We start from the raw sequence: 18,585 nt of genomic DNA on the forward strand, positions 1-18,585 counted from the left end.
TGAAAATGATTTTTTAAATGAATTAAAGAGTATTTCTAAAGATAAAAAAGTTGTTATGTTAAATGAAATGCATTGGCATCCAAAACATAGAATACTGGCATTGAAATTATTAGAAAAATTAAAAGAAAATGGATTTAACTACCTAGCTGTAGAAGCTTTAGATGAAAAAAAAGATTCTTTACTTAATGTAAATAAATTCCCAATTAAATCTTCAGGGTACTATACTAGAGAACCTTATTTTGCTATTTTCTTAAGAGAAGCTATAAAATTGAATTATAAAATTGTTGGTTATGATAGTTTTGACACAGAAAACAGAGAAAAGACACAAGCTGAAAATATAAAATCTATTATCGACAAAGATCCAAATGCAAAAGTATTTGTTTATACGGGAATAGACCATATTTTAGAAAAAGACCTCAAGAAAAAAAGAATGGCGGAATACTTCCAAAACTTAACAGGGATAAATCCCTTGACCATTGACCAAGTTGAACTTGTTAGTAACTCATTGAATGAAATAACATTTATAAAATCCTCTTTATTAAAAGACATTAAAAAAGTAAACTCAAATGTTGATTTTTTCATAGTTAATAACATAAGCCCCCAATTAGAAAAGGTTTACAATAAAGAAAACTTAAAGCAATTCAATTTAAAGGATATTAAATTAGAAAAATATAAAAACCAAGAAATATTAGTTTCATTCTATTTTAAGGAAGAATACTTAAAATATAGATCAAGTAACCCGTTGTGCATTTAAACAATATTGACTTTTAAATTGTTTATATTCCTGTTAAAGACAAATTTGTTAATGTATTGAATGATAGTTAATGCTGTTAATTTTGAGAGAATTCTTGTCTTAAAACCTTCAAAAGTTTTCGCATAATTATTCCGTATTTTAAACTGGTCACAAAGTTGAGAAAACAAGGTCTCAATTCGTTTTCTTTTCTTCCTAAAAATATACGTTTGTTTTTTGTAATTCTAAGACCGTTGCAAAAAGCGAACTTAATTATTTTTACTTTTTAGAGTTCCCTTTTTTTTTAGCTACAACATCGATTATGCTATTTTTTTTCTATTTTAAGTGAGTAAATGCCTTTTTTAGGCTTCATTTTTCCTTAATTTTTACAATTAGACGCAAATATCCCTGGACTTCGATATAAATTATAGCACATTGCCTCCATCAAATTTTGTGTATGCATTTTTTTCATCCCTCTGTATCTTGCAATTCCACCTTTAAACCATAATTTTATTCCTCCAAAAGTACGTTCTACTTTAAACCTTGTTTTTCCTATTAATTTATTGAATCTAGTTTCCCATTTTGTTAACGGTTTATTTTTTACCGCCTTTTTAAGGATATGATTCTTTAAATTACGCTTCTTTAAAATCGCAACATTTTTCTTTGATTGGTACCCTTTATCTGCCTTTAGAGGGATGTCTTTTGGTAATACCACATTTACAGTTTCTAGAACTTCCTCCAAATTTGCAATCTCATTTTTGCTGGCAGTTGTGGTTAGTACTCCTAGAACGAGTCCTTCGTTATCCGTTACATGATGCTTTTTAAACCCAAAATGGTACTTTCCTCTTTTCTTTAACCAAGTACCCTCTTTATCGACACTATCTGGATATTCTTTGTGTACTTCTACTTGGTCTGCACAGCGGTCTTCGGTTACCTTAAAATTTGTTTTTCCTTTTGGTCTAAGTGGCGTATCTATTACACTAGCGTCTATTATTAAACCTGTTTTTACAATGATATTATGTGCATCTAGCTGTTTGTTTATGGAGGTAAATAATTTTTCGAAGGTTTGTGTTTTGGTTAATGCGGTTCTAAACCTACTTAAAGTACTATGATCTGGAGCAACCTGTTCAATGGTCATCCCACAAAAATAACTAAAGGAAAGACTGTCATTTATTCGGTCTTCAACTTCATAATCGCTTAAACCATACCAACTTTGTAAAAGACACATTTTAAAAAGTAATGTCCCATCATAAGAAGGCTTGCCAGTGGCACTTTTTCCTTTTAAATAATCATTATTTATTAGGATAGAGATCGTATCCCAATCGATAAGGGTGTTTATTTGGGTGAAAAATGTCTTTTTAATTTTTCTTGCTCGTAAATCGCAAATGCTATCGGCTAAAGTTGGTTGTTTTTGTATTTTCATACACTAAATTTACAGATTAATATACTTACAATCATATATTTAACATAAATAATAACGTGTTATTTTTGTGCTTTTTATTAGGTACTTCCTTGCAACGGTCTTATTCTGTTGATTTTTACGCATTGGAACTTCTAATTTAATTTGTTTACTCTCAAATAAATCTAACTGATAGTCAGCACTTAGGTATCCTTTGTCCCCTAAAACCACACAGTTATTAAACTGATTTTTAATGTCTTTTAAATAATGAATATCATGTACAGAAGCTTTGCTAATATCAAAACTTTTAAACACGCCATCAATAGAACAAACAGCATGTATTTTATAGCCATAATAATGCATGTTTTGACTAGCACAATAACCTCTATTTGGGGCTGAATAAAAGTACTCTTTACAAACTTTACTTCTCCCGCTTCTTGAGAGTTTTACAATCTCCAAAGGCATACTATCTACTACATAATAGTTTTCAAACTCCGTGAACTTATTGGAGAGTTGAGTTCTTATAAATTCAATGGCAAAAAATAATTTTCGCTTCCGTTTATTGTAAACTGATCGCTCTATTTTAGCAAACAAATATTCTGGAATATCCCGAAACAACTGACATTCACTGTCTATACCCATATATTCTGCTGTTAAATTCATAGCGATTAATTCAATGTCTTTTAGTTTTGGTTTCCTGTTTTGACGTAAAAATTGTTCCTTTTCTGTAATTGTGGCTAAGACTTCTAAAATTTTATCGTAATTTGCTCTAAAGTTATTCATCGTATTTAATCGATTGATTGTCAATTAAATATACGACTTTTAATAGTCAAATGAATAACTTTTTTTAACTATTTATAATGCACAACGGGTTCAAGTAGTATTCCTATACTATACAAAATTCTTAAATTTAATAACAATAAATTTCAGTTACCAATTGGTTTATATCAGTTAGTGATAAAAGATAATAATAACAATTTGATTATTTCTAAACAAATTAATATAGAATAGCAATTGAAAAAACCCCCACACTACAAACAATCAGACCAAAAAGATTGTGGCCCTACTTGTTTAAAAATAATTACCAAACATTTTGGTAAGACTATTGCTATTCAAGAATTAAGAAAACTTACAGAGACTACAAGAGCAGGCAGTAGTTTGTTAGGATTAAGTGACGCTGCTGAAAAACTAGGTTTTCGAAGTTTAGGAGTTAAAATATCTTTAGAGAAATTACTAGAAGCCCCATTGCCTTGTATTTTACATTGGAATAAAAACCATTATGTGGTGCTGTATAAAATTACGAATACTAAATTACGAAAAAAGAATTACGAGAAAAGAATTACGAATTACGAGAAAAGAATTACGAATTACGAATTAGGAAACAAAAACTCTTTTAATAAGTATAAAAAGGAAACTGTTTTTCATATAAGTGACCCCGCACATGGTTTGCTAAAATACAATCAAACAGCATTTATAAAACATTGGATAGGAAACAATGCCAATGAAAATACAGAAGAAGGTGTTGCTTTATTAGTAGAACCTACACCAAAATTTTTACTATCCCCAACTCTTTCCGAAGGAAAGGGAGCGGAAAAATCATTAGGCTTTTCTTTTTTATTCAAATATTTATTTCGGTACAAAAGATTTCTTGCACAAATAATTATTGGCTTGCTGGCTGGAAGTTTATTACAGCTTATTTTTCCATTTTTAACGCAGAGTATTGTAGATGTAGGTATAAAGAATCAAGATATTCATTTTATCTATTTAATACTTTTCGCACAGTTAGCATTATTTTTAGGAAAAACAGCAGTAGAAATTATACGAGGTTGGATTCTTTTGCATTTAAGCACACGTATTAATATTTCTTTGGTTTCAGATTTTTTTATCAAATTAATGAATTTACCGATTGCTTTTTTTGATACCAGAATGACAGGAGACATCTTACAACGTATTAATGACCATAAACGTATAGAACGTATTTTAACTACTTCGTCATTAAACGTTCTATTTTCTATGATGAATCTAATTATATTTAGTTTTGTGCTCGCCTATTACAATTGGCAAATATTTGCCATCTTTTTAGTAGGAAGTGTTTTATACTTTTTATGGATAACCCTCTTTTTAAAAAAACGTAGAGATTTAGATTACAAACAATTTTCTCAAGTCAGCCAAGAGCAATCTAAAGTAATTGAGTTGATCAACGGTATGCAAGAAATAAAACTGCACAATGCAGAAAAGCAAAAACGCTGGTCTTGGGAATATTTGCAAGCAAGGCTATTTAAAATTTCTATGGAAGGATTGGCTTTGGAACAATACCAAAATGTAGGTTCAGGCTTTATTAATGAACTTAAAAACATTTTAATAACCGTACTAGCTGCAAAATTAGTGATAGATGGAGAAATTACGCTAGGAATGATGCTAGCCATTACCTACATTGTTGGGCAGCTAAACTCTCCTATCGCTCAATTAATAGGCTTTGTAAGAGAACTACAAGATGCTAAAATTTCTTTAGAACGTTTATCAGAAATACATGAAAAAGAAGACGAGGAGCCTGAAAATAAGGAGCGTATTTCTGAAATACCGAAAAATTCAACGATACATCTAAATAAAGTATCCTACAGATATATTGGTTCAGATCAAATGGTGTTAAAGGAGTTAGATTTAGAAATTCCTGCAAATAAAATTACCGCAATTGTGGGCACAAGCGGAAGCGGCAAAACCACTTTAATGAAATTGCTGTTAAAATTCTATGACCCTAATTCTGGAGGTATTCTATTAGGAAACTATGATTTAAAAAGTGTTTCTCAAAAAACATGGAGAAGCCAATGTGGCGTAGTGATGCAAGAAGGCTATATTTTTAGTGATACCATTGCCAATAACATTGCTGTGGGTGTAGATTATGTAGATAAAAAGAAATTAGCACACGCAGTAGATGTTGCCAACATAAAAGAGTTTATAGAAAGTTTACCGCTGTCTTATAATACTAAAATAGGAATGGAAGGCGTTGGCTTAAGTACTGGGCAAAAACAACGTTTATTAATTGCAAGAGCAGTCTATAAAAACCCAAAATATTTATTTTTTGATGAAGCCACTTCTGCTTTAGATGCGAATAATGAAAAAGTAATTATGGAAAAATTGAACACCTTTTTTGAAGATAAGACAGTTGTAGTAATTGCGCATCGATTAAGTACTGTTAAAAACGCAGATCAGATTGTAGTGTTAGACAAAGGAAAAATTGTAGAAGTTGGTAATCACCAATCTTTAATTAAAGAAAAAGGAAGTTATTATCATTTGGTGAAAAATCAACTAGAATTAGGAAGCTAAATGATAATTACGAATTGAGAATTACGAATTACGAATTGGGAATCAAAAAGAGAATAGATGAAGAAAGACAATATTGTACAAATAAAGAGTTATGAGTTTGCTTTGTTATGCATAAAACTTTTTCAGAATTTATCTAAAAATAAAAATGAGTATATACTTTCTAAACAAATTTTAAGAAGCGGCACCTCTATAGGCGCTAATATTGAAGAGGCTATTGGCGGACAAAGCACCAAAGATTTTCTCCACAAATTATCGATATCCTATAAAGAAGCAAGAGAAACACATTATTGGTTACGATTATTAAGAGACAGTGCTTATATTTCTAAGGAAGAAAGCATTATGCTTATTGAAAAATGTGAGGAATTACTTCGCATTATTGGTTCAATACAAAAAACAACAAAAGCGCGTAATTCATAATTTGAAATTCGTAATTCAAAATCCGTAATTCCTAATTCCTAATTTAAAAAATGAACACTAATTTAAAAGACATAGAATTAAGAAGTGAAGAAGTCCAAGAGATTCTAACGAAAGTACCCAATTGGATGATTCGTTGGGGAAATACGCTATTCTTGTTTTTAATTGTAATGCTTTTAGCATTGTCTTGGCTTGTTAAATATCCAGATATTATTACTTCAGAAGCAATTATTACAACTGAAATTCCGCCACAAAAAGAATTTGCTAGAGTTACAGGGAAAATTGATACCCTATTTGTAAAAGATGCACAGAATGTCATTGAAGGTGAGTCACTCGCAATTATAGAAAATACAGCTAATTATTCAGATGTATTCTTTTTAAAATCAATTGTTGATACCATTAAAGTGCAAAAAACATCTTTTATTTTTCCAATCAACAAACTTCCAATTTTATTTTTAGGAGCTATTGAAACTAACTTTGCTATTTTTGAGAATAATTATATCAACTATCTTTTAAATAAAGAATTAGATCCATTTTCTAACGAAGCCATTGCAAATAAAATTACTACATCAGAATTAACGAGAAGGTTAAACAATATTCAATCTCAAAAAATATTACATAAAAGAGAATTAGAATTCAACCAAAAAGATTTAGAAAGAAGTAAATCGCTATTCAACAAAGGAGTAATTTCAAAAAAAGAATATGAAACCAAGCAAATAGAATACTTAAGGGCAGAACGCAATTATAAAAATATGACTGCTGCTATTTCTCAAGTAAGAGAAGCTATTTCTAATAGTAAAAGAACCTCAAAAGGAACAGAAATATCTCGTATTAGAGAAGAAATGACATTGCTTAAAAACGTAATTCAGTCTTTTAATCAACTGAAAAAAAGTATTAAAGATTGGGAAATGCGGTATGTGTTAAGTGCTAAAATAAATGGAAAAGTTTCTTTTTTAAATTATTGGAGTCAGAATCAAACAGTAAATCAAGGTGCTTTAGTTTTTACAATTATTCCGAATGAAAATGCTGCTTTTATTGCCAAATTGAAAACGCCTGCGCAAAATTTAGGAAAAGTAAAAATCGGACAAATCGTAAATATCAAGCTTCAAAATTATCCAGATTATGAATTTGGGGTTTTAAAAGGAACTGTAAATCATATTTCTGAAATTTCAACCACAGATGGTTTTTACACCATTGACGTTTCACTTCCTGAAAAATTAATAACCTCTTATAATAAAGAAATAGAGTTCAAACAAGAAATGCGTGGAACAGCAGATATTGTAACAGAAGATTTACGTTTAATTCAGCGTTTCTTTTATCAGTTTAATAAAATTATGAAACGATAGTTTACATTTCTCTTTATTTTTCTATCTTTAAGCAAAGAAAAAAAATGCTAGTCAAAGTTTATGGTTCTGCCGTTTTTGGTATTGAAGCCGCCACAATTACTGTTGAAGTTAATATAGATAAAGGAATTGGTTACCATTTAGTTGGTTTGCCAGACAAAGCTGTTAGTGAAAGTTCATATCGGATTTCTGCTGCTTTAAACAACAACAACTTTAAACTTCCTGGAAAAAAAATAATTATCAATATGGCACCTGCCGATATTAGAAAAGAAGGCGCTGCTTATGATTTAACTTTGGCAATGGGAATTCTTACTGCATCCAACCAAATAAAATCTACCAATATTGATGAATATATTATTATGGGCGAGCTTTCTTTGGATGGAAGTTTACAGCCTATAAGAGGAGCCCTACCTATTGCAATAAAAGCGCGCGAAGAAGGTTATAAATATTTTATTTTACCAAAAGACAATGCTAAAGAAGCTGCAATTGTAGATGATTTAGAAGTTTTAGGAGTAGAAAATATCATGGAAGTTATCAATCATTTTAATGGTGATAAAATAATTGAATCTACAATTGTTGATACAAGAGCAGAATTTTATAAAAACATCGATTTTCCTGAGTTTGATTTTTCGGATGTAAAAGGACAAGAATCTATAAAACGTTGTATGGAAATTGCTGCAGCTGGCGGACATAATATCATTTTAATTGGTCCTCCAGGTTCTGGAAAAACAATGTTAGCAAAAAGATTACCATCCATTTTACCCCCAATGACGCTGCAGGAAGCATTAGAAACCACAAAAATTCATTCTGTAGTTGGTAAAACAAAAAATAATGGATTGCTATTTCAAAGACCTTTTAGAAGTCCACATCATACAATTTCTGATGTTGCTTTGGTTGGTGGAGGCCAATATCCACAACCAGGAGAAATCTCACTTTCTCATAATGGTGTTCTATTTTTAGACGAATTACCAGAATTTAAAAGATCGGTTTTAGAAGTTATGCGTCAACCTTTAGAAGACCGAGATGTTACTATTTCTAGAGCTAAATTTACGGTAACCTATCCTTGTAGTTTTATGTTGGTGGCAAGCATGAATCCCAGTCCGTCTGGATATTTTAATGATCCGAGTTCGCCAATGACTTCTTCACCTCAAGAAATGCAACGATATTTAAGTAAGATTTCTGGACCTTTGTTAGACAGAATTGATATCCATATAGAGGTTACTCCTGTTCCGTTTGAAAAACTAACAGAGGAACGAAAAGGAGAATCATCCGTAGAAATTAGAAAACGAGTAACAGCCTCAAGAGAAAGACAATCCGAAAGATTTAAAGATTTTGAAAACGTACATTATAATGCGCAAATGAGTGTAAAACAAATTCGGAAATACTGTAAATTATCACCAGAAAGTTTATCACTTTTAAAAACAGCGATGGAAAAATTAAACCTTTCAGCCAGAGCGTATGACCGAATTTTAAAAGTTTCTAGAACGATTGCTGATTTAGCAAATACTACAGACATTTCTCCAGATCATATTGCAGAAGCAATTCAATATAGAAGTTTGGATAGAGATGGTTGGTTGGGTTAAAAAAACAACGGAATCACAAACTGATAATACAAAATTAATAAGCCTACAGCAATTAGGTTTAAAACAATTCCTGCTTTTACCATTTGATTCACTTTTACATAACCACTTGCAAAAACAATTGCGTTTGGTGGCGTTGCCATTGGCAGCATAAATGCACAACTGCTTGCCATTGTAACCGGAATTAATAAATTTAAAATAGGAATATTTAAACCAATTGCAATACCTGCCACAACAGGAGCTAAAACAGAAATTAAAGCAACGTTGCTCATTAATTCGGTCATAAATAACATTAAGATAATTAACAAAGAAACGGTTACTAAAACATTAAGATTTCCAGCAGCAATTGAATCTGTAATTAAAGCAACCAAACCACTAGAATCCATTGCATTTGCGAGTGCTAAACCACCTCCAAAAAGCAGTAGAATTCCCCATGCTAATTTTTCTGTGTCTTTCCATTTTAAGATAAAATTTCTTTTATGAAAATTCATAGGAATTGCAAATAAAGAAACTGCACCAATTAAACTGATAATAGTATCTGATAATTTTAAATTAGGAAAAATATTGTTAATAATGGTTCTCGTAACCCATAAAAAAACAGTAATTCCAAAAATTAATAAAACTCTTTTTTCCTCCTTGGATATTTTACCAAGTTTCACTACTTCATCCGTAATTAAATTTGCTGATGCTGAAAACAAAATGCCTTTACTTGGAAACATCAATTTTACCAATACAAAATAGACTGCAACAATCATAATTATTGAAAACGGTAAACCAAAACTCATCCAAGTTAAAAAAGAAATTTGAATATTATATTGATTTTCTAAAAGTCCGATTAAAACCGAGTTTGGTGGTGTTCCAATAACGGTGGCAATTCCGCCAGCATTTGCAGCAAAAGCGATACCTAACATAATACTCAACGCAAAATTTTTATCGCCTTTTGTAAAGCCGTCTTTATCGTCTATTAATAGTTTTATAACGGATATTGCAATTGGCAACATTACCACTGTAGCTGCCGTATTGCTTATCCACATACTCATAAAACCAGTTGCAATCATAAAACCCAACACTACTTTATTAGGCGTTGTGCCTGTAAATTTTACAATATTTAAAGCAATTCTTTTATGCAGGTTTACTTTTTCTAAAGCCAAAGCCAATATAAAACCACCAAAGAATAAGAATATAATCGGACTTCCATAATTTGCGCCAACAGCATCAATTTCCATGACTTTTAAAAGCGGAAATAAAATTAATGGCAACAAGGCAGTAACAGCGATATTTACGGTTTCTGTAATCCACCAAATTACCATCCAAAGTGCAACTGCTATTACAGCGTCTCCTTTTTCTGATATCAAAAAGAACGGAAGATTTACGACAATAAAAAACAATATGGGCCCTAGAAGAAGTCCTATTTTTTTGGCTATGTGCATTTTAGATTGATTAATTTCCGCGCTAAATTAGCAAAAGTCTTAGGAACTTTATTGATAATTTTTTAATCAAAATAATATAATTTTATAAATACGAGAATCTGCGTTAAGGATTGAACGGGCTGTTTGAGCTCTTTTTGTTTTTTTAAACAAAAAAGCGAGTAGTGAAAGCCTGTTAAAACGCCCAAAAAGAAAAAACCCTTACAAATTAATGCAAGGGTTTTTATATATTTTACAATCTAAGAATGAGATTGCCAAGTCATTACTTCCTCGCAATGACAGATAGTTCAAATTTTTAGAAACCATTAACTAGCAACTAAAAACTATTAACCATTTTTAGTATCTATAATGTTCTGGCTTAAATGGCCCGTCTACAGTTACACCAATATATGATGCTTGATCTGAACGCAACTCTGTAAGCTCTACTCCTATTTTTGCTAAGTGTAAAAACGCTACTTTTTCATCTAAATGTTTTGGTAACATATACACTAAATTTTCATAAGCATCTCTGTTTGTCCACAATTCTATTTGCGCCAACGTTTGATTTGTAAATGAATTAGACATTACAAAACTTGGATGACCAGTTGCACAACCTAAGTTTACTAAACGTCCTTCTGCCAAAAGAATAATATCTTTGCCGTCAATAACATATTTATCAACTTGAGGTTTGATAGTGTCTTTTGTATGACCGTAGTTTTTGTTTAACCAAGCCATGTCGATTTCATTATCGAAATGCCCAATATTAGCAACAATCACTTTGTCTTTCATTGCTTCGAAATGATGACCTTGAATAATATCTTTGTTACCTGTAGTTGTAATAATAATATCAGAATTTGCAATAACAGTTTCTAATCTTTTTACTTCAAAACCGTCCATTGCAGCTTGTAAAGCACAAATAGGATCGATTTCTGTAACAGTTACAATAGAACCTGCACCTTTAAAAGAAGCTGCTGTTCCCTTACCAACATCACCGTAACCACAAACAGTTACACGTTTACCAGCTAACATAATATCGGTTGCTCTACGAATTGCATCTACTGCAGATTCTCTACAACCATATTTATTATCAAACTTAGATTTTGTAACAGAATCGTTTACGTTAATTGCTGGCATTGGCAAAGTTCCTGCTTTAACTCTGTCATACAATCTATGAACTCCCGTTGTAGTTTCTTCTGATAAACCATTGATTCCTGCAGCTAATTCTGGATAACGATCTAAAACCATATTTGTTAAATCTCCGCCATCATCTAAGATTAAGTTTAATGGTTTTTTGTCTTCACCAAAAAACAACGTCTGTTCTATACACCAATCAAATTCTTCTTCGGTCATATCTTTCCAAGCATACACTTCAGTTCCTGCAGCAGCAATTGCAGCAGCAGCTTGATCTTGTGTAGAAAAAATATTACAAGAACTCCAAGTAACTTCTGCTCCTAAAGCTTGTAAAGTTTCTATTAAAACGGCAGTTTGAATCGTCATGTGCAAACAACCTGCGATTCTAGCGCCTTTTAAAGGTTGACTGTCTTTAAATTCTTCTCTCAAAGCCATTAATCCTGGCATTTCTGCTTCTGCCAAATTCATTTCTTTTCTTCCCCAATCGGCCAAAGAAATATCTTTCACTTTAAAAGGGATATAAGTAGCGGTTTTTGTGCTCATATTTTGTATATTTAAATCTATTTTTTTCGATTACAAAGTTACAACAACCATTTTAAAAACTATGGCTCTTTACAAAACATTAACGATTGGCAAAACGACTAAAGTCCTAATTTGGAAGATAGAAGAATCTATCGAGGATTTACACAAAGGAATTAGTTTATCCGAAAACAGTAAAACTAGATTAAATTCTATGAAGTCTAATTTGCATCAAAAAGGCTTTTTAAGCATACGACATTTGCTAAAGGAAATTAATTTAACGGATACTGATATAAATTATGATGATTTTGGAAAACCTCATTTAACCAACGGAAGGCATATTTCCATCACACATTCTTTTACATTTACTGCCATTATTTTTTCTGATAAAAGTCCTGTAGGAATTGACGTTGAAAAACAGCGTGAAAAAATCTTAAAAATTGCGCACAAATTTACGCCAATTGAGGAATACAAAACCATTGCAAATGTTGATGCTTTAATAAGTAAACTAACTATTGTTTGGGGCGCAAAGGAGAGTTTGTATAAAATATACGGAAAGAAAAAATTGCTTTTTTTACATCATATTTATATAAATGATTTTAATTTTGAGGATCAAAAAACTACTGGTGAAATCCGTTTTGACGGGAAATTAACTTCTTATAACATCCAGTTTTTAGAGTTTGAAGGATTTACGTGTGTGTTCGCTTTTTAAAAGTTCAAGGTTTAAAATTTAAGATTAACCGTCTTATAAAACTTGTCTTTTCGACGCTAAAAGTAATCTCATTATTCACGCTACACCGTTTTTCTAACTAAACTATGTTTCTATTGTGGTAAAAAAAACATCAAAATTAAAATGAACTTCTTACTTTTGACTTTTTATAAATCTCTATAGAATAAAATGACAGAAATTTTTGATTTCTTTTTTGGTCAATATAAAACCTATTCAACCACAGAAACTACTTTAGAAATTATTGCCGTAATTTTTGGTTTTTTATCCGTTTGGTATTCTAAACAAAATAAAATTTGGGTATTTCCAACCGGTATGATTAGCACCTCCATTTTTGTATATCTTCTTTTAAAATGGGAACTTTTAGGTGATATGATGATTAACGGATATTACTTTATTATGAGTGTTTATGGTTGGTATATCTGGACTCGTAAAGTTGATGAAACGCATGTAACTCCGATTTCAAGAACCACTCCAAAAGAGAAAAAAACATCCATTTACATCTTTTTCGCAACGCTTCTTTTTGTGTTTATCGTTTATAATTATTTTGACAGATGGACCTCATGGGTTGCGTATGCAGATACCATTACAACTGCAATTTTCTTTGTGGGCATGTGGTTAATGGCAAAACGTAAAATAGAAAATTGGTTATTTTGGATCGCAGGAAACATCATTTCTGTACCTTTATATTTTTATAAAGGATTTACTTTTACAAGTTTTCAATATTTAGGATTTACATTTATAGCAATATTTGGTTATTTAGCATGGAAAAGAAGCTTAGACAAGACCCAATTAACATCGTAAAAGTTGTTTTATTTGGTCCAGAATCTACAGGAAAAACAACACTTTCAAAACAATTAGCACGTTATTACAATACGGTTTGGGCGCCAGAATTTGCAAGAGATTACCTGCAAAAAAAATGGAATAACGAACGTAAAACTTGTGAAGCAGAAGATTTGATTGAAATTGCATTTGGCCAAATAAAACTAGAAAACAAATTGGCCAAAAAAGCCGATAAAGTCTTGATTTGTGATACTGATTTGCTAGAAACAAAAGTCTATTCAGAAGAATATTACGGTGGTTTTGTGGATGAAAATTTAGACAAAGCTGCTAAAAAAAATCAATATGATTTGTATTTATTAACATACATAGACACACCTTGGGAAGAAGATGATTTACGAGATAGACCCGGTTTACGTTTAGAAATGTTTACCGCTTTTGAAAACGCTCTAAAGAAACACAATCGTAATTATATTTTATTAAAAGGCGATAAAGAAACTCGATTAAAAAATGCAACAAAAGCTATTGATAAAATTATTGCAGATAAAGAAAATCTAAGTTCATTCTCAGATTCGTTGTTAATTTAAATATGCCTATTTTTTATCAAAATTTAAGTAACTTTATAATTCTTATCAGTATTAATTAAAAGAAGTATAAAACAGACATACATCTATTTTCTTTCAACATTATTCTATTGCCTTTCCAAAAAAAATGAATTCAGAAAACATCCAAAAAGAACTCAATTTTAAAGCCATAAGAAGTTCTGGTGCTGGTGGGCAACATGTAAATAAAACATCCTCTAAAATTGAATTAACGTTCGATTTAGAAAACTCCATTTCCCTTTCTGATGCACAAAAAGAGCTTTTAAAAACCAAACTTTCATCCAAATTAACCAAAGAAAATGTATTGATTCTTTTTTGTGAAGAAACGCGTTCTCAACATCGAAATAAAGACCTTGCTATCAAGCGTTTTTTAAGCTTGATTAAAACAAATTTAATTCGCCCTAAAAAAAGAAGACTTACAAAACCTAGTAAAACTTCCATCAAAAGAAAAGCTGAAAACAAACAAAGAACTTCAGTAAAAAAGGCCTTGAGAAAAAAACCAAAATTAGATTAGAATAAAAAATCACTTTTTTGTTTCCTATTAAAAAATTCCAACTTAATTTTGCAATGTTCTCATAAAGGGGTGCTAAATTAGAGTTGTACGTTTTTAGTTGATAGTTATTAGTAACTAATCATTCAAAATTAAAAAATCAAAACTTTTTATACGGCTGAGATCATACCCATTGAACCTAGAACAGGTAATGCTGTTTAGGAATTTATTGCAAAGTAATTACAAAGTTTAACTGAAATAATCTTTATTTTGATGAGATTACTACGTTGTAAACTCTTCGTAATTACACACAAATTATTCAATATTAATCACAAGAATAATTACCTCTTTTTATTCGTTTTAAAATTTTTTAAAATGAAAAAAAACATCTTTTTTTTATTCTTGTTTACAAGTATACTTGTAAACGCCCAGACATTTACACTTAAAGGAAAAGTAGTAGATGAAAACAATGAATCTTTACCAGGAACAACTATTTTGGTAAAAGAATCTAAACAAGGAACTTCCACAGATTTTGATGGAAAGTTCAATCTAAATCTTCCAAAAGGGAAGTACACAATTCAAATTTCATTTATTGGTTACAAAACAGTTTCTAAAGAAATTTCTTTCATCAAAAACGATGAAATCAAATTTACTTTAGTACCAGATTCAACAGTTTTAGAAGAAGTATTGGTTTCTGCAGTTCGTGTAAATGCAGATGTTCCGGTTACATTTTCTAACGTATCCAAAAAGGAAATTGCCAAACGTAATTTAGGTCAAGATATTCCTATTTTACTAAACTACATGCCTTCTGTTGTTTCGTCATCCGATGCTGGCGCAGGAGTTGGCTATACATACATGAGCGTGCGTGGTTCTAATAGCGAGCGAATTAATGTAACCGTAAACGGAATTCCTTATAACGATTCAGAAAGTCATGGAACTTTTTGGGTGAATTTAGGCGATTTTGCTTCTTCTACAGAAAACTTGCAATTGCAGCGTGGCGTAGGAACATCAACAAACGGTTCTGGAGCTTTTGGCGCGAGTTTAAACATTTTAACGGATGCTGTTTCCGAAGAGTCTTTTGGAGAAATTTCTAATTCTTTTGGTTCTTTTAATACACGAAAACACACCGTTAAATTTAGTACCGGAAAGATTGATGATCACATAGAAATTGCGGGTCGTTTGTCTAATATTTATTCTGACGGTTATGTAGATAGAGCTTTTGCTGATTTAAAATCGTACTATTTACAAGGAAGTTATTCGGATAAAAATACGTTGATAAAAGCCATCACTTTTGGTGGAAAAGAGAAAACGTACCAAGCTTGGGAAGGCTTAACCGCTGAGCAACTAAGGGAAGACCGAAGACAAAATCCATATACCTACGATAATGAAGTAGATGATTACAATCAGAATCATTATCAATTGCATTGGAATGAGAAAATTAGCGAAAATTGGTCTACAAATGTTGCTTTAAACTACACCAAAGGATCGGGATTCTTTGAGCAATTTAAATCAGAAAGAGATGCCGCAGATTATGGTAATTTAATTGAAGATGGAACTGATGTAATTGTAAGACGTTGGTTAGACAATGATTTTTATGTAGTAAATTTCAATACGAATTATAAAACTGATAAAGTTAATTTTATAACAGGAGCTTCTTACTCTCATTATACGGGAGATCATTTTGGCGAAGTAATTTGGGGAGAAAATTTAGCGCCAAATGCAAGTATTAGAGACCGTTATTATTTTTCTGATGCTAAAAAAACCGACTTTTCAATCTTTGCAAAAGCAACTTTTAGTATTACCGATAAATTGTCTGGATATGCAGATATACAAGGAAGATTTGTTAGTTATCAAACCGCAGGAATTACAAATGATATTGTTCCTATTAATGTGGATGCAAACTTTAATTTCTTTAACCCTAAGTTTGGATTTACATACAAAATCAATGAAAGCAATAATCTTTACACCTCTTTTGCCGTGGCTAATAGAGAACCTAATAGAAATGATTTTGAAGGCGGAATTACGCAACCAGAAACCTTAAACGATTTAGAATTTGGTTGGCGTTTAAAAAATGAAAACATCAAATTAAACACGAATATCTACTATATGGATTATAAAAATCAGTTAGTTTTAACAGGCGCTTTAGATGATGTTGGCCAACCAGTAAGAGCTACATCTGGAAGTAGTTATAGATTGGGTTTAGAAATTGATGCCGATATTAAATTGTCTGATCAATTTTCTATAAAACCAAATGCAGCTTTTAGCAACAATAAAAACAGAGACTTTTTTATTACTAGAGATGGCGTTGAAGAACCAGAAAGTATAGGAAACACAGACATTTCTTTTTCTCCTGATGTAATTATTGGTGCTATTTTCACCTATCAACCAATAGAAAATTTACAGCTTTCATTTTTATCAAAATATGTTGGCCAACAATTGATGAGTAATTTTAGTAGTATAATTTCTAACAACGATGTTTTAGATAGCTATTTTACTTCTGATATAAATATGGTTTACGAACTAAAAACAACTAAAATTTTTAAATCTGTGGTGTTTTCTGCGCTGATAAATAACATTTTTAATGCAGAATATGTAGACAGAGGTTACTATTACACGTATGATGACAATTGGTCTGACCCAAATACAATAACCACTTTAGATGGTGCAGGATATTATCCGCAAGCTACAAGGAACTTCTTAATTGGAGTTACCTTAAGATTTTAGAGAAAAACCATTTTTTAATCATAATTGATTAAAAATGATCTAAAAACAAACAAAACGAGCGTTTTCTGTTGAAAATCGCTCGTTTTTTCGTATCTTCGTGATTCACGAAAAACTATTGTACTTAAAATAAAAGAAACCTCTTCGTTTATAATTTTGATTTTTTCATTTTTAAAAATCATTTTGGTAAACTTATTCCTACTGCTTTCTAGTTTTTCCGTTTCACATTTTTTTTAAGAAATTACACACATTTCAATACTAAATTCTTAATTAAAAAGTGGTTCACACTTTTTAAAACATACTTATGAAAATATTTCACATTAAAAGAAAAATTAAATATCAAAAATACTATTCTTCTGCAATGGGAATGCTAAACTCAAGAGTTACGTACATCAAAAAATATTTTTTAGGCATTCCGTTTAAAACAATCCATACGCAAAGAGTTACTTATTATGGAGAAGTTAAAAAAAGTGATGATTGCAACTTATTTATTTAAAATTAACTTCAAAAAAAATCAATATAATATATGAGACAACTTAAAATTGTTAAACAAGTTACCAACCGTGATTCAAAGTCTTTAGAGAAATATTTTCAAGAAATTAGTAAAATTGGACTTATTACCGCTGATGAAGAAGTAGAATTAGCTTTGAAAATAAAAAAAGGTGATGATAAAGCGTTAAACAAACTTGTACAAGCAAATTTAAGATTTGTTGTTTCTGTGGCTAAACAGTATCAAGGCCAAGGATTAAAATTATCTGATTTAATAAATGAAGGTAATTTAGGTTTGGTAAAAGCTGCAAAACGTTTTGATGAAACTAGAGGTTTTAAATTTATTTCATACGCCGTTTGGTGGATTCGTCAAGCTATAATGCAAGCTTTAGCTGAACAATCAAGAATTGTGCGTTTGCCTTTAAATAAAATTGGAAGTATCAATAAAATACGAAAAATATATGCTCGATTAGAACAAAATGAACAGCGTATGCCAACTCATAAAGAAATTGCAAAACAGTTAGACATGACGGAAACTTCGGTAGAACAAGCTTTAAAAAACTCTGGAAGACATGTTTCTATGGACGCTCCGTTTAGAGAAGGCGAGGATTCTAACTTATACAACGTAATACAGTCTGATGAATCTCCAAGACCAGACAAAAATTTAATCAAACAATCTCTAACGATAGAAATAGATAGAGCTTTAGAAACATTATCTTACAAAGAGGCAAATGTAATAAAAATGTTTTATGGCATAAACCTACCTTCCGCCCATAGTTTATCTGAAATCGGAGAAATATTTGATTTATCTAGAGAAAGAGTTCGCCAAGTAAAAGAAAAAGCAATTAGAAATTTAAAATCTAAGTCTAGAACGCATCTTTTAAAATCTTATTTAGGATAAAAAATCTTTATCCATAAATTGACAAGACT

The 18,585-nt window shown here is 30.8% G+C and carries 15 protein-coding genes and 2 pseudogenes; 12 read left to right on the top strand and 5 right to left on the bottom strand.

What is annotated here, in order from left to right; genetic code table 11:
* Positions 1-55: 55 nt before the first annotated feature.
* Positions 56-754 (top strand): hypothetical protein, encoded by a 699-nt coding sequence (locus BST83_RS15430; protein WP_104810558.1) that lies wholly within the window; start codon positions 56-58, stop codon positions 752-754.
* On the opposite strand, the pseudogene BST83_RS15435 reads toward BST83_RS15430, so the two are convergent.
* From BST83_RS15435 to BST83_RS15445, 3 genes and pseudogenes are all read right to left on the bottom strand, one after another.
* Positions 751-951, bottom strand: a pseudogene (locus tag BST83_RS15435) (transposase); the annotation flags it as partial. The gene BST83_RS15430 and the pseudogene BST83_RS15435 sit on opposite strands and share 4 nt — an antisense overlap.
* A 158-nt stretch (positions 952-1,109) precedes the next feature.
* Complete coding sequence (locus BST83_RS15440; RefSeq protein ID WP_104809756.1) at positions 1,110-2,153, bottom strand: IS5 family transposase; 1,044 nt, start codon at positions 2,151-2,153, stop codon at positions 1,110-1,112.
* Between the two features lie 102 nt (positions 2,154-2,255).
* A pseudogene (locus tag BST83_RS15445) lies at positions 2,256-2,912 on the bottom strand (IS982 family transposase); the annotation flags it as partial.
* Between the two features lie 231 nt (positions 2,913-3,143).
* Between BST83_RS15445 and BST83_RS15450 the strand changes: the two are divergent.
* Genes BST83_RS15450 through BST83_RS15465 form a run of 4 tightly spaced genes read left to right on the top strand, consistent with a single transcriptional unit; the run spans position 3,144 to position 8,793 of the window.
* Entirely contained in the window at positions 3,144-5,453 is a 2,310-nt protein-coding gene (locus BST83_RS15450; protein ID WP_104810560.1) for a peptidase domain-containing ABC transporter, read from the top strand.
* A 57-nt stretch (positions 5,454-5,510) separates the two neighbouring features.
* Complete coding sequence (locus BST83_RS15455; RefSeq protein ID WP_104810561.1) at positions 5,511-5,870, top strand: four helix bundle protein; 360 nt, start codon at positions 5,511-5,513, stop codon at positions 5,868-5,870.
* 50 nt (positions 5,871-5,920) lie between these two features.
* On the top strand, positions 5,921-7,213 hold the full coding sequence (locus BST83_RS15460) for an HlyD family secretion protein (RefSeq protein ID WP_104810562.1): 1,293 nt from the start codon (positions 5,921-5,923) through the stop codon (positions 7,211-7,213).
* Positions 7,214-7,257: 44 nt separating this feature from the next.
* Positions 7,258-8,793 (top strand): YifB family Mg chelatase-like AAA ATPase, encoded by a 1,536-nt coding sequence (locus BST83_RS15465; protein WP_104810563.1) that lies wholly within the window; start codon positions 7,258-7,260, stop codon positions 8,791-8,793.
* Here BST83_RS15465 and BST83_RS15470 read toward each other — a convergent pair.
* A complete protein-coding gene (locus BST83_RS15470; protein WP_104810564.1) occupies positions 8,790-10,220 on the bottom strand; it encodes an SLC13 family permease in 1,431 nt (476 codons plus the stop codon). The genes BST83_RS15465 and BST83_RS15470 overlap by 4 nt on opposite strands.
* A gap of 333 nt (positions 10,221-10,553) precedes the next feature.
* Positions 10,554-11,870: an adenosylhomocysteinase gene (ahcY, locus tag BST83_RS15475; protein WP_104810565.1), complete on the bottom strand. Its 1,317-nt coding sequence runs from the start codon at positions 11,868-11,870 to the stop codon at positions 10,554-10,556.
* A gap of 61 nt (positions 11,871-11,931) precedes the next feature.
* On the opposite strand from ahcY, the gene BST83_RS15480 reads away from it, so the two are divergent.
* From BST83_RS15480 to BST83_RS15510, 7 genes are all read left to right on the top strand, one after another.
* Positions 11,932-12,558, top strand: a complete 627-nt coding sequence (locus BST83_RS15480; protein WP_104810566.1) for a 4'-phosphopantetheinyl transferase family protein — start codon at positions 11,932-11,934, stop codon at positions 12,556-12,558.
* Positions 12,559-12,744: 186 nt separating this feature from the next.
* Positions 12,745-13,377 (top strand): nicotinamide riboside transporter PnuC, encoded by a 633-nt coding sequence (gene pnuC / locus BST83_RS15485; RefSeq protein ID WP_104810567.1) that lies wholly within the window; start codon positions 12,745-12,747, stop codon positions 13,375-13,377.
* Positions 13,338-13,940 (top strand): AAA family ATPase, encoded by a 603-nt coding sequence (locus BST83_RS15490; RefSeq protein WP_104810568.1) that lies wholly within the window; start codon positions 13,338-13,340, stop codon positions 13,938-13,940. The genes pnuC and BST83_RS15490 overlap by 40 nt, the downstream gene beginning before the upstream one ends.
* A 124-nt stretch (positions 13,941-14,064) precedes the next feature.
* On the top strand, positions 14,065-14,469 hold the full coding sequence (gene arfB, locus BST83_RS15495) for an alternative ribosome rescue aminoacyl-tRNA hydrolase ArfB (protein WP_104810569.1): 405 nt from the start codon (positions 14,065-14,067) through the stop codon (positions 14,467-14,469).
* Between the two features lie 351 nt (positions 14,470-14,820).
* Positions 14,821-17,169 (top strand): TonB-dependent receptor, encoded by a 2,349-nt coding sequence (locus tag BST83_RS15500; protein WP_104810570.1) that lies wholly within the window; start codon positions 14,821-14,823, stop codon positions 17,167-17,169.
* A gap of 301 nt (positions 17,170-17,470) precedes the next feature.
* Positions 17,471-17,662 (top strand): hypothetical protein, encoded by a 192-nt coding sequence (locus tag BST83_RS15505; protein WP_104810571.1) that lies wholly within the window; start codon positions 17,471-17,473, stop codon positions 17,660-17,662.
* 30 nt (positions 17,663-17,692) lie between these two features.
* Positions 17,693-18,556, top strand: a complete 864-nt coding sequence (locus tag BST83_RS15510) for a sigma-70 family RNA polymerase sigma factor (RefSeq protein ID WP_104810572.1) — start codon at positions 17,693-17,695, stop codon at positions 18,554-18,556.
* Positions 18,557-18,585: the final 29 nt, after the last annotated feature.

It is taken from the genome of Polaribacter filamentus (genome assembly GCF_002943715.1).
In the GTDB taxonomy this organism is placed as follows: Bacteria; Bacteroidota; Bacteroidia; order Flavobacteriales; family Flavobacteriaceae; genus Polaribacter; species Polaribacter filamentus.